This window comes from Wujia sp. (genome assembly GCF_056872695.1).
This window is the reverse complement of sequence record NZ_DBMFCD010000005.1, coordinates 156,783-169,953: the sequence shown is the minus strand read 5'-3', so window position 1 is coordinate 169,953 and position 13,171 is coordinate 156,783. Positions and strand designations below refer to the sequence as shown.

Sequence of the window (13,171 nt, the reverse complement as noted above, 5' to 3'; positions counted from 1 at the left end):
AATGGAAAATGGCCCAATGCTGAATCTGTATCCGGACAGTCTTGGCGGTGATCTGGAAGTAGTTGCGGATTTATTTGAAAGAGATGGATTTGCAGATGCATTTTCCTCAATATATATACTACCGAGTATTTACCATTCTGATCTGGATCGTGGTTTTTCTGTAATCGACTATGATCTTGAGGAAACATTTCACTCTGAAAAGGCACTATTACGGTTGGGCAGACAGAATATTGATCTGAAGCTGGATTTTGTTTTAAACCATGCGTCTGTACAGTCGCCACAGTTTCAGGATCTGTTGGAGAATGGCAGTCGATCGGAATATCGTGACTTTTTTATTGACTGGAATGCATTCTGGGAAAACTGTGGAGAAATGACAGAAGACGGCTATATACAACCGGCACAGAAGTATCTGGATCCGATGTTCTTCCGCAAACCGGGATTACCTCTGTTGATGGTTGAAATGGCAGATGGCAGCCGGATTCCATACTGGAATACGTTTTATCAGGAGATTCGGGATACGGATGATTATCATACCAGATATTTAGGACAAATGGATCTCAATATAAAATCAGAAAAGGTTTGGGATTTTTATCGTGAAACTATTAAAAAACTGGCAGGTTACGGAGCAAAGATAATCCGTCTGGATGCATTTGCATATGCCCCAAAAGCACCGGGGCGTGCCAATTTCTTAAATGAACCGGAGACATGGGAATTTCTTGAACAGATCCATGAGCTCGCAAAACCATATGGAATCCGACTTCTTCCGGAGATTCATGCCGGATATAAAGAGAAAAAGTATGAGCTGATAGCACAAAAGGGATATCTGACGTATGACTTTTTCCTTCCGGGATTGATTCTGGATGCTCTTTACAGGGGCGATGGCACTTATCTGGAGCAATGGGCAAAGGAACAGATAAAAGAGAATATTCATACTGTGAATATGCTTGGCTGCCATGATGGAATACCGGTACTGGATCTTGCAGGATTGTTGCCGGACGACAGGATTGAAGATTTGATCCGGCTGCTTGTGGATCGTGGTGGTTTTGTAAAGGATCTTCATGGTAATAAAAAGATGTATTATCAGGTAAATACGACATATTATAATGCACTTGGCGAAAATGAGCAGGCACTGTTATTAGCCAGAGCATTACAGATTTTTATGCCCGGAAAACCTCAGGTCTGGTATCTGGATCTGTTTGCCGGATCTAATGATTATGAGGCAGTGAAGCGTGCAGGTGCAGGTGGACATAAAGAGATCAACCGGACGAATTTTACACAAAAAGATATAGAGTCAGGCCTTAAAAAGGAGGTCGTAAAAAAGCAGCTTGAAATGTTGAAATTCCGGAAAGAATTTCCGGCATTTGGATTTGATGCGGAAATGGAAATCCGTACAAAGCCTGCAGCCCAGATCTCTGCTCAGGCAGAAAATGCTTTGCATTTTGCAAAAATACCGGATGATCAGATGTATAACCGCATTTATATCACCTGGAAAAAGGACGGGTATCTTGCCCGGCTGTCTGCAGACCTAAAAGCCCATACCTATCGGATTCAAGCCCTTGATCCATCCGGCAACCTGATCTGGCAGATGTTCTGATGTCTGGGTATTAGTAGAGTTAAGGCTGTTGCTTTAATGATTGAAATTCATTGAAGCGACAGCCTTTTTTTCATATAAATGCTGACTGGTATGAATTCATTGATAAAATGTGTCTTTTTGTTGTGTCAATAAGTAAACAAAAGTAGTCGTATCACGCAGAATTTGTTATAATAGAACATACTTGAAAGAGGAAGGGAGAAGTTACATGCAGGAATATGTAATGGGAAATGGAGCGATTGCGCTCGGTGCATTGGCAGCAGGTGTCAATCTTGTGTCCGGATATCCGGGAACTCCATCTTCCGAAATTGTGGAAACAATATCCAAGTACCCGCACGATGGGGTGCATTTGGAATGGTCAGTGAATGAGAAAGCAGCGATGGAGGTTGCTGCGAGTGCGGCATATGGTGGCGCACGGACGATGGTGACGATGAAGCAGGTGGGCTTAAATGTGGCAGCCGATCCGCTGATGTCGCTTGCGTATGTGGGTGTAAAGGGCGGCATGGTTGTTGTATCGGCGGACGATCCGGGTCCGATTTCCTCCCAGACCGAGCAGGATACAAGGCGGTTTGCGGACTTCGCACGGATTCCGGTTTTTGATCCATCTTCCCCGGAAGAAGCATATGAGATGATACAGGATGCATTTTCATATTCGGAGAAATATAAGACACCGGTTTTGTTCCGTCCGACGACACGTGTCTGCCATGCGTATGCGTCGATTGAGAATCCGGTTAACAATGGACCAAAAGCATATGATGGCTTCGTGAAGGATTCCAAGAAATGGGTCATCTTCCCACGGTTATCTTACATGAATCATGCGATGATCGAGCAGCGGAATGTGGAGATTGGTAAGGATTTTTCTACATATAGATGGAATCGTGTGGAAGGCGGAAATTCCAAGAAGGCAGTGATTACATCGGGAATCAGCTATGCTTATGCGAAGGAATATCTGAAAGACCACACCGATATCAAGCTCATCAAGCTTGCGACCGCGTACCCTCTGCCGGAGGATTTCCTGCTTCAGGCACTCGAGGGCGTGGAGGACTTGCTCTGTGTGGAGGAGCTTAGCCCATATATTGAAGAACAGATTCTGAAGCTTGTCGGGAAGCATGCGCTCTCTATCAAGGTGTCAGGAAAATTAGACGGAAAGGTGCCGGCAAGTGGCGAGAACAGTTCGAATCTGGTTGCAGATATTCTGAGCGAGTTTCTTGGCACGGAGAAGCTCGCGCGTGGGTATGATGGCAGCGATGCACCAGTGCTTCCGATGCGTCCGCCGGTATTGTGCGCAGGATGTCCGCATCGCGCATCGTTCTATGCAGTGAAGCAGGCGATGAAAGGAAAGAAAGCGTATTTCTGTGGCGATATCGGATGTTATACGCTTGGAAATGCGATGCCGCTTGATATGGTTGACACATGTCTCTGCATGGGTGCCGGAATCACGATGGCGCAGGGCTTCCACTGGATTGATGGGGAAGGCACGTGCTTCGGATTCGTGGGCGATTCGACATTTTTCGCATCGGGTATGACGGGTGTCGTAAATGCGGTGTACAACAACGCAGATATGATTCTCTGTGTGCTGGATAATTCGACAACGGCGATGACCGGTCATCAACCGCATCCGGGAATCGGACGGAATATGATGGGGCAGTTTGTGGATAAGGTAGACATCGCGAAGGTGTTAGAGGGAATCGGCGTGCATAAGATTATAACCGTCGATCCGTTGGATCTTGCTGCGTCGGTGGCTGCCGTGCAAGAATGCGATAAGCTTCCGGGCGTGAAAGCAATCATCTTCAAGTCACCGTGTATTGCAATCTCCAAGCCAGATGGCAAATGTCATATCTCAGAGAAATGCATCAACTGTAAGAAATGCATCCGTGAGATTGGCTGTCCGGCACTCATTACCGTGGATGGAAATGTGACGATTGATGAAAACTTATGTACCGGCTGCGGTTTGTGCAGTCAGATCTGTCCGGTTCACGCCATTGATGGTGGGGAACAGGTATCATCAGAAAAAGGAGGTGCCAGCCATGAATAAGGATATATTGATCTGTGGTGTCGGTGGACAGGGAACCGTGCTGGCATCCAAAATTATTGCGGCATCGGCGATGGATGAAGGTTCGGCAGTTCATTCGGCAGAGACAATCGGTATGGCACAGCGAGGCGGTTCGGTGACGAGCCATGTGCGTATCGGGGAGGCATATGCACCGCTGATCCCACAGGGGGCAGCAGATATGATTCTCGCATTTGAGCCGGCGGAGGCTGTGCGGAACTTAGGGTATCTGAAAAAGGATGGAATCGTGATCGTGAATCGTGTACCGGTAAAACCGGTGACAGAATCTTTGCAGGATACCGGGTACGACGGCATTGAGATGATTGCATATCTGCAGAAGAAATGCAGTTGTATCGTAATCGATGCAGAGAAAATCTGTGCACCGTTTGGCTCGTCACGATATTTCAATATTGCTATTCTGGGCGTGGCAGTTGGAAGCGGACGGCTTGGAATCAGCAAGGAAACCGTGCTTGCAGAGCTTGAAAGACGCGTGCCGTCAAAATATGTAGAGACAAACAAAGCGGCATTTTACGCAGGCGTGGAAGTGGGAAGCGGAAAAACGTTGTGATAGAGAAAATTACGTATAATAAGTCGATATTATAAATCGTATTTGGAGGAGGAACCAACTATGAAATTAACAGAGTTACAGTTGTCGCAGGTAGACGCACAGATTAAGCGTCTGATCCAGACCGACAGCTATTACGGAAAGATTTACAAAGAAGCAGGAATCACAGGTGTTTCAAGCCAGGAGGAGTTCGAGCAGCTTCCGTTCTCCAGCAAGGCGGACCTTCGAAATGCTTATCCGCTTGGAATTCAGGCGGTACCGGATGAGGAGGTGGTACGAATCCATTCTTCGTCCGGAACGACAGGTAAGCCGGTCATCATTCCTTATACAGCAAAGGATGTGGATGACTGGGCGATTATGTTTGCACGATGCTATGAAACCGCAGGCATCACAAACAAAGATCATATTCAGATTACAGCCGGTTATGGTCTGTGGACGGCGGGAATCGGATTTCAGGCAGGCTGTGAGAAGCTTGGCGCAATGGCAATTCCGATGGGACCGGGTAATACAGATAAGCAGATTCAGATGATGATGGATCTGAAATCGACCGTCCTTACTGCGACATCTTCGTATGCATTGCTTCTGGCGGAGGAAATCAATAAAAGAGGAATCCGCGATCAACTGTATCTGAAGAAAGGTATTTTTGGTTCCGAGCGTTGGAGTGAGAAGATGCGGGAATACATTAAAAGGGAGCTTGGAGTTTCTCTTTATGATATCTATGGTCTGACGGAGATTTATGGACCGGGCATCGGAATCAGCTGTGATGAAGATGCGGGTATGCATTACTGGGATGATTACGTATATATTGAGATTGTTGATCCGAAGACACTTCAGCCGGTACCGGACGGAGAAGAAGGAGAGATTGTTATAACAACACTTGTCAAGGAAGGCGCACCGCTTCTGCGATTCCGGACACATGATATCTCCAGAATTATTCCGGGCGAATGTGCATGTGGTAACAAATATCCGCGTCTTGATATAATTAAGGGACGTAGTGATGATATGTTCAAGGTACATGGTGTCAATATGTTCCCAAGTCAGGTGGAGGAGATTCTCGGCATGGTCGATGGTGTATCGAGCGAGTACAACATTAACATCGCGCATGATGAGGCACACAACCGAGACATCATCATGGTGACTGTTGAGGCGGAAGGCCGTGTGGACTTCGAGCAGACAGGTCAGACGATTAAAAATCTGTTCAAGTCGAAGATGAGTGTTACACCGAAGATCAATGTTGTGCCGGTTGGAACATTACCGCGAACAGAGAAGAAGGCGAAGCGTGTGATCGATCACCGTGAGGTGTAGGAAAAGGAGGTCCACAGATGCGAAACATTTTAATTGTAGTAGATATGCAGAAAGACTTTGTAACAGGTGCACTTGCGTCAGTGGAAGCACAGGCGATTCTGCCGGAGGTGAAGGCGAAAATAAGAGAGTATGATCGTGCTGGTAAGGAGATCATTTTCACGCGGGATACACATGGAGAAGATTATATGCAGACGAACGAGGGAAAGCATCTGCCGGTTCCACATTGTATCAAAGGGACGGATGGATGGCAGATCTGTGCGGAGCTTACCGATGGAATCACTTCGGAATATAAGGCCGTTGACAAGCCGACATTCGGGTTTTTAGGTTGGAAGGATGTCCTTGCGAGTGAGACTGCGGATGGTTCGGATCTGGATATTGAAATGATTGGAGTCTGCACGGACATCTGTGTCGTGTCGAACGCCCTTATACTGAAAGCCATGTATCCGGAAGCCACGGTGCGCGTGGATGCAGGCTGTTGTGCAGGTGTGACACCGGAAGCACATGCGGCAGCACTTGTGACGATGCGTTCCTGTCAGGTGGACATAATCGATAAATAAGGAACAAGAGATGGATAGTGGGGAGAAATGTAATTATTTACAAACATCCCCCACTATTCTCTGAGAAGGGCAGGGCAACCTGCGTGATGTAGTCTTCTGTATGGTCTTTGCGGTTTGGAGGCCCTTCGAGATAGATACAGTGGAATCCGCCGGTTGCCTGAATTTTATTTTCCTGTACATATGCCAGCAGGGCGTCGATCGCGGTATTGATTCCTTCGTAAGCACCACGATAGTAGATGCACAAGGCAGACGTTTCCGCAAACTCCATCCGCTCTTCTCCCACAAAATCTTCCGAGACAGGGATGCAGCATAGCAGATCGAGTTCCTTGCAGGAGGAACCTATACGTATAGTAAACATGCGGCTTTTCAGGGACATTTTTCCTGTCCTGGCAGCGGCAATATAGGTATCCCGCAATTTGATGGCGGCGTCCTTCGCATCTGTACACTGGTATCTGCGGCAGAAACACACCTGCCTGGGCAGGCGGACGCGGTGCACGCTTAAGTCTCCCGGTTTTGCCGCGCGCAATTGAAGCAGATGGATGTTGCGGTCCAAGGTTGCCCGCAGATCCATGAGGCGGTCAAGATAGCGGTCAAGGTTTTCTGTATCATAGTAATATTCTCTGATTTCCGCCAGCGAAAGTCCCAGTGTCTGCAACGAGCGGATGGCGCGAATCTGTGTCATATTATCCGCAGTATAATAGCGGTAGCCGCTTGCTTCATCTTTTACCGCAGGTGTCAGCAACCCCATCTCTTCATAGACAAGGATGGCCTTTCGTGTCACTCCCAGAATCTTGGCGATCTCGCCGATTTTAAATAAATCCTCACTTTGTTTTCTCATAGAAATTCTCCTGATAAAATCGGTATTTTTTTTGATGATGCGAATCTCTGTCTAAATATAATCCGAATAATCAATCCCATACAATCAAGTCTTTTCTGCAGATAACGCGAATTATTCGCGATTTCTGTCTGGAAAAATCAAATTTCCCATTGACTTGTCCCTTAGGGTACGATTTAAAATCATCATAGCAGAATGTTCATAAGTTTACAAGAGGAGGAAAACTCTCAGAAAAAGAATAATTCCTAGTTTGGATGGCAGGGCTGCAGATCGGTGGTCTGTGGGCCTGCCGGATGTAAGAAATATAAAATGCAATTGCACATGGATTATTACCGGATATTTAAAGATTCATAAAATTTGGTGTAAGAATCTAGTAATATTGTACAATTGTAATTAATAATAGTATGTGTTACTATTTCGATAGTATAAGCAAATATGTGGCAAAACAATCGAAAGATTGCGACGCAAAGCTATAGGGCCTGTAAGATGGCAGCCAGTTGCACGGACGTATAACGTAACGTTTATTTCAGAAGCATTGTATTGCCATATAGGGTAGGTATAATGCTTTTTTTTGATAAGGGTAGGATGTACATGGACAAAAGAGATGAGTACAAGCAGACAATAATGAATATGGAGGCGGTGCTTGCAAAGGTGTTGACGCTGGATCATTCGATGTCAGAGCAGCAGTTAGATATGCAGATTCCGCAGTTACTTGAGGAGATTGGAGAATATACGCAGTCAGATCGTGTGTATATTTTCGATTGGGCATCTCTGGATCATAGGGGCTATCGAAACACGTTTGAGTGGTGCAAAGAGGGAGTACATTCCTTGCAGAAACGGCTGCAGAAGCTCTCTGTGCAGATGATACCATGCTGGCAAAAACGGTTTGAACAGGGAGACGGTGTACTGATTGCCAGCATAGATGATGTGCAGAATGAGATGCCGTTTGAGTATGAATTTCTGCAGATGAGAGGTGTTCATACAGCGATTGCAGTACCGATTATGTCGCAGAATCGTTTGAATGGTTTTCTGGGACTGGATAATCCGGAAACAGAATTCGGGCAACTTACAACTATGCTGTTACGCGATGCAGGAACGCATATTAGTTATATTCGCGAACATCATAGAACCACGCAGAAAGAGCACGGACAGATGAAGCTTTTGGCACAGGCGTTTGAGGAGGCACACAAAGCGCATGTTGCGAAATCGGAGTTTTTATCCCGTATGTCGCATGATATCCGTATGCCGTTAAATGATATCATAGGGATGATGGATATAGGCGAGCGGAGTTATGAAGATGTAGAGCTCATGAGAGCAAACCGTGTGAAGACAACGACGGAAACGAATTATCTGATGAAGCTGCTTGGAGATGCACTGGAGATGTGTAAGCTGCAGGACGGCTCAGCTGTGCTGGTGCAGGAAGAATTTTATATGGCAGATGTCATTGCAGAGATGATAGCATTTGCACAGGCGCGGGGAGAAGGAAAGAAAATAACGATTGTGGCGGATATTGCAGAAAATATCAGATATTCCCGCGTGTATGGAAGCCCGATACATGTGCGGCAAATGCTGGAAAAAATACTTACAAATGCGATTCAGTATAACCGTTATGAGGGTATGGTAAAGTTCAAAGTCCGCATCGCGATGCAGAATGTGGCTCGTGTTGTGTATGAATTCACAATTGAAGATAATGGAGTTGGGATGGAGCCCGAGTTTATTGACCATATCTTTGAACCGTTTGTGCAGGAAGCAATGGATGTGCGTAGCAGTTATCAGGGAACCGGACTTGGCATGGCGATAACGAAGAGTATTCTTGACCTTATGGATGGGAATATCCGCGTGGAAAGCAGAAAAAATGTCGGAAGCACATTTACTGTCACGATTCCTTTTGAGAAGGTCACACGTGATGAGTTTGAAGGAAATATGCAGAGAGAAACAGTGCAGTCGAATGTAACAAATATGCGGATTCTTCTTGCGGAAGATAATGACATAAACCGGGATGTTGTGAAATTCATTTTGGAAGATGCAGGAGCGAAGGTGCATGCAGTTTCAGATGGGTATCAGGCAGTGGAGGCATATCTTGGCGCACCGGAGAATACCTATGATGTGATCCTGATGGATGTCATGATGCCGAATATTGATGGATTGGAAGCTACGCGGATTATCCGTGGGCAGAAACGTGCAGATGCGCGCACGATAGGGATTGTGGCACTTAGTGTAAATGTATTTGCAGAAGACGCGCAACGAACCAGAGCTGCGGGAATGAGTGAGCAGCTTACAAAGCCGTTAAATACAGAGAAGATGCTGCGGACGATTGCGCGGTATCGCAGGTGCTGAATAAAAAGAACAGAGTATTGCTTTTTCGTTTGAGAAAGCAATACTTTTTTTACGTGTGAAATGTGATATAATCATTATAGTTGGATGTGTCTGTGCATGCAGACATGATACGAGAACTTCATGGAGCTGCATGCAACATGGAATAATGAGAGACAGGTTTTTTGGGAAGGAGTTGTTACTATGAATTTATATGAGACAGATGCAGAATTTATGGAGCGCTTTGAACGTTTTGCGTTTACGGAGATCGTAAATGAGAATGGAATCAAGCTGGATGACGAGACCAGGTATATGTCAATTCTGGCATCCCTGATTGGATGCCAGGGCGTAGATGCGTATAAGGTGATTGTGGCGAAGGCGTTGGACAGTGGTCTGTCACCGATGGTAATTAAGGAGATTGTGTATCAGTCTGTAGATTATCTTGGTATGGGCAGAGTCTGGCCATTTCTGGTTGCTACAAATGTCGTTATGGAAGCAAAGGGAATTGAACTTCCGCTTCTGGATTCGACAAGAGCCAAGCAGGGTCGCCTGGGCATGACGAAACAGGAGCGGTTGGAGAAGGCTGCTTCGGATGAGCCGGAGGCTGCCGGTGCAGGTGCGGAAGCTGCCGAGGAGGAGAAGTTTGCGGAGCAGACGGGAATCTTTGAGGAGCATATGAAGGAAGTCTGGAAGGACAGCCATATCAACAAATGGCTGAAGGAGAATTATTTCGGGGATGATTATCCGGGAAGCCGTCTGCCGCTTGCAAAACGGGAACTGGTAACGTTCTGTTTCTTGTTTGCACAGGGTGGCTGTGATATGCAGGTGGTTGCACATGCAAAGGGCAATATGAAAATCGGAAATGACAAGGAATTGTTGATGCGTGTGATCTCACAGAGCCTGCCATACATTGGATATCCGAGATGTTTAAATGCAGTGAATTGTGTCAATGAAGCCGAACGACAGATGAAGCAGGAGTAAGTGATGACAAAGCAGGGAAGATACAAGCAGAGTGGTGAACAATCTAAGAAGCATGTACATGTAAGTGAGAACGGACATACAGGAAATAAATCCGTCTGCCCGATCTCGAAGAAATGCGGTGGGTGCCAGTATATTGACAAGTCTTATGCGGAGCAATTAAAGATCAAGACCGATCAGGTGAAGAAGCTACTTGCTCCATATGGTTCCGTGGATGAAATTATCGGCATGAAAGAACCATATCATTACAGGAACAAGGTCAATGCGGCATTTCACCATAAGCGAAATGGCGAGATTCTGGCGGGTGTATATGAAGAAGGAACGCACCGGGTGCTGTCGGTGGATGATTGTAAGATCGAGAATCGTCTGGCACAGGAGATTGTGGAGACAATCCGAGGGTTGCTACCTTCCTTTAAGATTACTGTCTATAATGAAGATAGTGGGTATGGATTGCTGCGCCATGTGATGATCCGGACCGGACATGCGACCGGAGAAGTTATGGTTGTGCTTGTGACGGCGTCACCGATCTTCCCATCGAAGAAGAATTTTGCGAAGGCACTTGTCAAAGCGCATCCGCAGATCACGACGATCGTGCAGAATATCAATGACAAGGATACAAGTATGGTGCTTGGCGAGCGAAATCAAGTGTTGTACGGCAGAGGATTTATCGAAGACAAGCTGTGCGGGAAGACTTTCAAGATCTCGCCGACGAGCTTCTATCAGGTGAATCCGGTGCAGACTGAGTTCCTGTATAACAAGGCGATGGAATATGCAAACCTTACCGGCGAAGAGGTGGCCGTGGACGCGTACTGTGGAACCGGTACGATCGGAATCGTGGCAAGTGACCATGCGAAACAGGTGATCGGTGTCGAACTGAACAAGGCAGCCGCGAAGGATGCCATCACGAACGTGAAGCGTAACGATTGTAAGAATGTCCGGATCTATGATGGCGACGCGGGCAAGTTCATGGTTGGTATGGCAGAAGCCGGAACCGATGTGGATGTTGTATTCTTGGATCCGCCGCGCAGTGGCAGCACACCGGAGTTCTTTGATTCCGTCTGTAAGCTGGCACCGAAGCGGGTCGTGTATATCTCCTGCGGACCGGAAAGTCTGGCGCGGGATCTGAAATACCTGAAGAGCAAGCGGATGTATCGGGTGGAGAAGATCGCGCTTGTGGATTTGTTTCCGTGGACGGAACATTGTGAGGCAGTGTGCCTGATAAGTAGAGAAAGAAGTTCGTAGTTGGGGGAATAGAATTACATGAGAACAAATCACAAATTTCCATTTGCTATGACTAAGAAATCGTTGGTTGTATATATCGTTTTTACAGTACTTATGGGATTATTTCTGTTTTTTGGCAGAGGAGATGTGGTTGGAAAGTGTGCGGCATGTATTGTTTGTCCGATGCTCGTTGTATATTTAATCTATGCGTATTGTAAAGAAAGCAAAGCAGATATGAAAGCGCATGAGACGAAGGCGCAATATATGAATGGCGGCTATTTTGAAAGCCCTGAATGGCATGAGAAATATGTAGCCTATCTTAATGAGCACCCTTTTGAGAAACCTAAATATCAAAACATGAAACGGGATTTATTAAAAAGATTTCAAAGACGGGAATATCTTGTCAAAATGATATTACCATTGTTCCTAATATTTTGCACCTTGTGTCTTATTCCTTTAGGACGTTATTATATGGCTATCATTGGACTTTGCCTGTTCGGATTCTTGTTTTGGCTAGAGTTTTCATTGTATATAGGAATGCCGGTACGGAAGTGGTTGAAGGGCGATATTGATTATGAGGAGCTTGAAGCGTCGTATTTAAAAAGTCAAATGCTTTTCTATAAAACAAATGCATTAGCATTTGGAACTACACATTTACATGGATTTACAGAGAAAAAAATATATGCAATAGATTATCGGTTGGTGGAAGGAATATCAAGAAAAATAGTACGTCTTAAGAAGTATGAGGATGGAATTTATAATACGGAGGAGTATCAGCATTTTGCAGTTATTCATGTCAGACTGCCAAGAAGCGGAAACATTTACGATGTTGAGATCGAACTAAATGAATTTCAGGTTCAAATGGCAATTGATAAGTTATCCACTTGCAAAATTGGTGAAGATTTGATAGGAAATCTTTCTGTAAACGAGCATAAAGAAAATGAATAAAAAAAGAAACGAGTGAGCCACTTGAGTAAAAACTGTACGGTTGTAAAACTCATTTCTTGGATACATTTTATAACAGAATTAGATGATTTGTCAATCCGAGTATTTGAAAACTTGTCCGCCGGAATATCGGATGTTCCGCGCAAATGCACAGATGGAAGAGAAATCCGCAGACTGCCAACAAAAGAAGATTTGGAATAATTAGGAACAAAGTTATGACGAAATATTATTTGACAAAAATTATTTATAATGGATTAACTTATTTTTTTATATGGTATAGCAACGATGAAGATGGTTTCTTGCTTTTTAATCAACGGCTGTTAGTTTTTTCTAGTGTCGAAGAAGCAAATATATTTGCGGATAAGGAACATATTATTTTTGAAAAAGGAATAACAGTCTTTTATCTATCTAAAATTACCGAGTTAATAGATAATATAGAAATATCGCAAAATTGTCAAAGTTTAATAGATACATGGCATTTATTTAGTGATTTATCAAAATCACTAAATGAAGAATTTGTAGGAGATTATAATGATGAAGAAATTGTTGATATTTATAATAAGTTATTCTATGGAAGTAATTTGAAACTTCTAAAAAATGAAGAATATCATCCTAGTTTTAATGTTGATGAAAAAAATAAATGTTTGGAGATTTTTCAAAGTGGGTTATCAATACTAAACAAATATCTTAATTATGATTTTCGTAAATAAAGATATTATTTTGTTAAATAAAGAATATTGTGGTGACGTAGCTTTTGTCATGAAGAAGAGTCCCTCTGAAAATGAGAGATACGTTACAACCTGTACCTGTG

General features: G+C 44.7%; 11 protein-coding genes and 1 riboswitch. Of the genes, 10 read left to right on the top strand and 1 reads right to left on the bottom strand.

Annotation, left to right across the window (positions count from 1 at the left end; translation table 11 throughout):
- Position 1: 1 nt before the first annotated feature.
- The 5 genes from gtfA (at position 2) to ACZQK9_RS06805 (ending at position 6,068) form a co-directional block, all read left to right on the top strand.
- Positions 2-1,594 (top strand): sucrose phosphorylase, encoded by a 1,593-nt coding sequence (gtfA, locus tag ACZQK9_RS06825; protein ID WP_483270116.1) that lies wholly within the window; start codon positions 2-4, stop codon positions 1,592-1,594.
- A 205-nt stretch (positions 1,595-1,799) separates the two neighbouring features.
- A complete protein-coding gene (iorA, locus tag ACZQK9_RS06820; RefSeq protein WP_483270081.1) occupies positions 1,800-3,626 on the top strand; it encodes an indolepyruvate ferredoxin oxidoreductase subunit alpha in 1,827 nt (608 codons plus the stop codon).
- Positions 3,619-4,209, top strand: coding sequence for an indolepyruvate oxidoreductase subunit beta (locus tag ACZQK9_RS06815; protein WP_216507649.1), 591 nt, complete (start codon positions 3,619-3,621; stop codon positions 4,207-4,209). Before iorA ends, ACZQK9_RS06815 begins: the two co-directional genes overlap by 8 nt.
- A gap of 60 nt (positions 4,210-4,269) precedes the next feature.
- The gene (locus ACZQK9_RS06810) at positions 4,270-5,511 is read left to right on the top strand and encodes a phenylacetate--CoA ligase family protein (RefSeq protein WP_483270080.1); all 1,242 of its coding nucleotides are present in this window, start codon (positions 4,270-4,272) and stop codon (positions 5,509-5,511) included.
- A 17-nt stretch (positions 5,512-5,528) separates the two neighbouring features.
- A complete protein-coding gene (locus tag ACZQK9_RS06805; RefSeq protein ID WP_483270079.1) occupies positions 5,529-6,068 on the top strand; it encodes a cysteine hydrolase family protein in 540 nt (179 codons plus the stop codon).
- Positions 6,069-6,105: 37 nt separating this feature from the next.
- Here the strand turns inward: ACZQK9_RS06805 and ACZQK9_RS06800 are convergent, their stop codons facing one another.
- Positions 6,106-6,906, bottom strand: a complete 801-nt coding sequence (locus ACZQK9_RS06800; protein WP_483270078.1) for a MerR family transcriptional regulator — start codon at positions 6,904-6,906, stop codon at positions 6,106-6,108.
- 426 nt (positions 6,907-7,332) lie between these two features.
- Positions 7,333-7,408, top strand: a riboswitch (cyclic di-GMP riboswitch).
- An 86-nt stretch (positions 7,409-7,494) separates the two neighbouring features.
- Here ACZQK9_RS06800 and ACZQK9_RS06795 point away from each other — a divergent pair.
- The 5 genes from ACZQK9_RS06795 (at position 7,495) to ACZQK9_RS06775 (ending at position 13,070) form a co-directional block, all read left to right on the top strand.
- A complete protein-coding gene (locus ACZQK9_RS06795) occupies positions 7,495-9,240 on the top strand; it encodes a hybrid sensor histidine kinase/response regulator (protein ID WP_483270077.1) in 1,746 nt (581 codons plus the stop codon).
- A gap of 180 nt (positions 9,241-9,420) precedes the next feature.
- Positions 9,421-10,197: a carboxymuconolactone decarboxylase family protein gene (locus ACZQK9_RS06790; protein WP_216507643.1), complete on the top strand. Its 777-nt coding sequence runs from the start codon at positions 9,421-9,423 to the stop codon at positions 10,195-10,197.
- A 3-nt stretch (positions 10,198-10,200) separates the two neighbouring features.
- On the top strand, positions 10,201-11,436 hold the full coding sequence (gene rlmD, locus ACZQK9_RS06785) for a 23S rRNA (uracil(1939)-C(5))-methyltransferase RlmD (protein WP_483270076.1): 1,236 nt from the start codon (positions 10,201-10,203) through the stop codon (positions 11,434-11,436).
- Between the two features lie 18 nt (positions 11,437-11,454).
- Positions 11,455-12,363, top strand: a complete 909-nt coding sequence (locus ACZQK9_RS06780) for a hypothetical protein (protein ID WP_483270075.1) — start codon at positions 11,455-11,457, stop codon at positions 12,361-12,363.
- Between the two features lie 212 nt (positions 12,364-12,575).
- A complete protein-coding gene (locus tag ACZQK9_RS06775; protein ID WP_483270074.1) occupies positions 12,576-13,070 on the top strand; it encodes a hypothetical protein in 495 nt (164 codons plus the stop codon).
- The last annotated feature ends 101 nt before the right edge of the window (positions 13,071-13,171 follow it).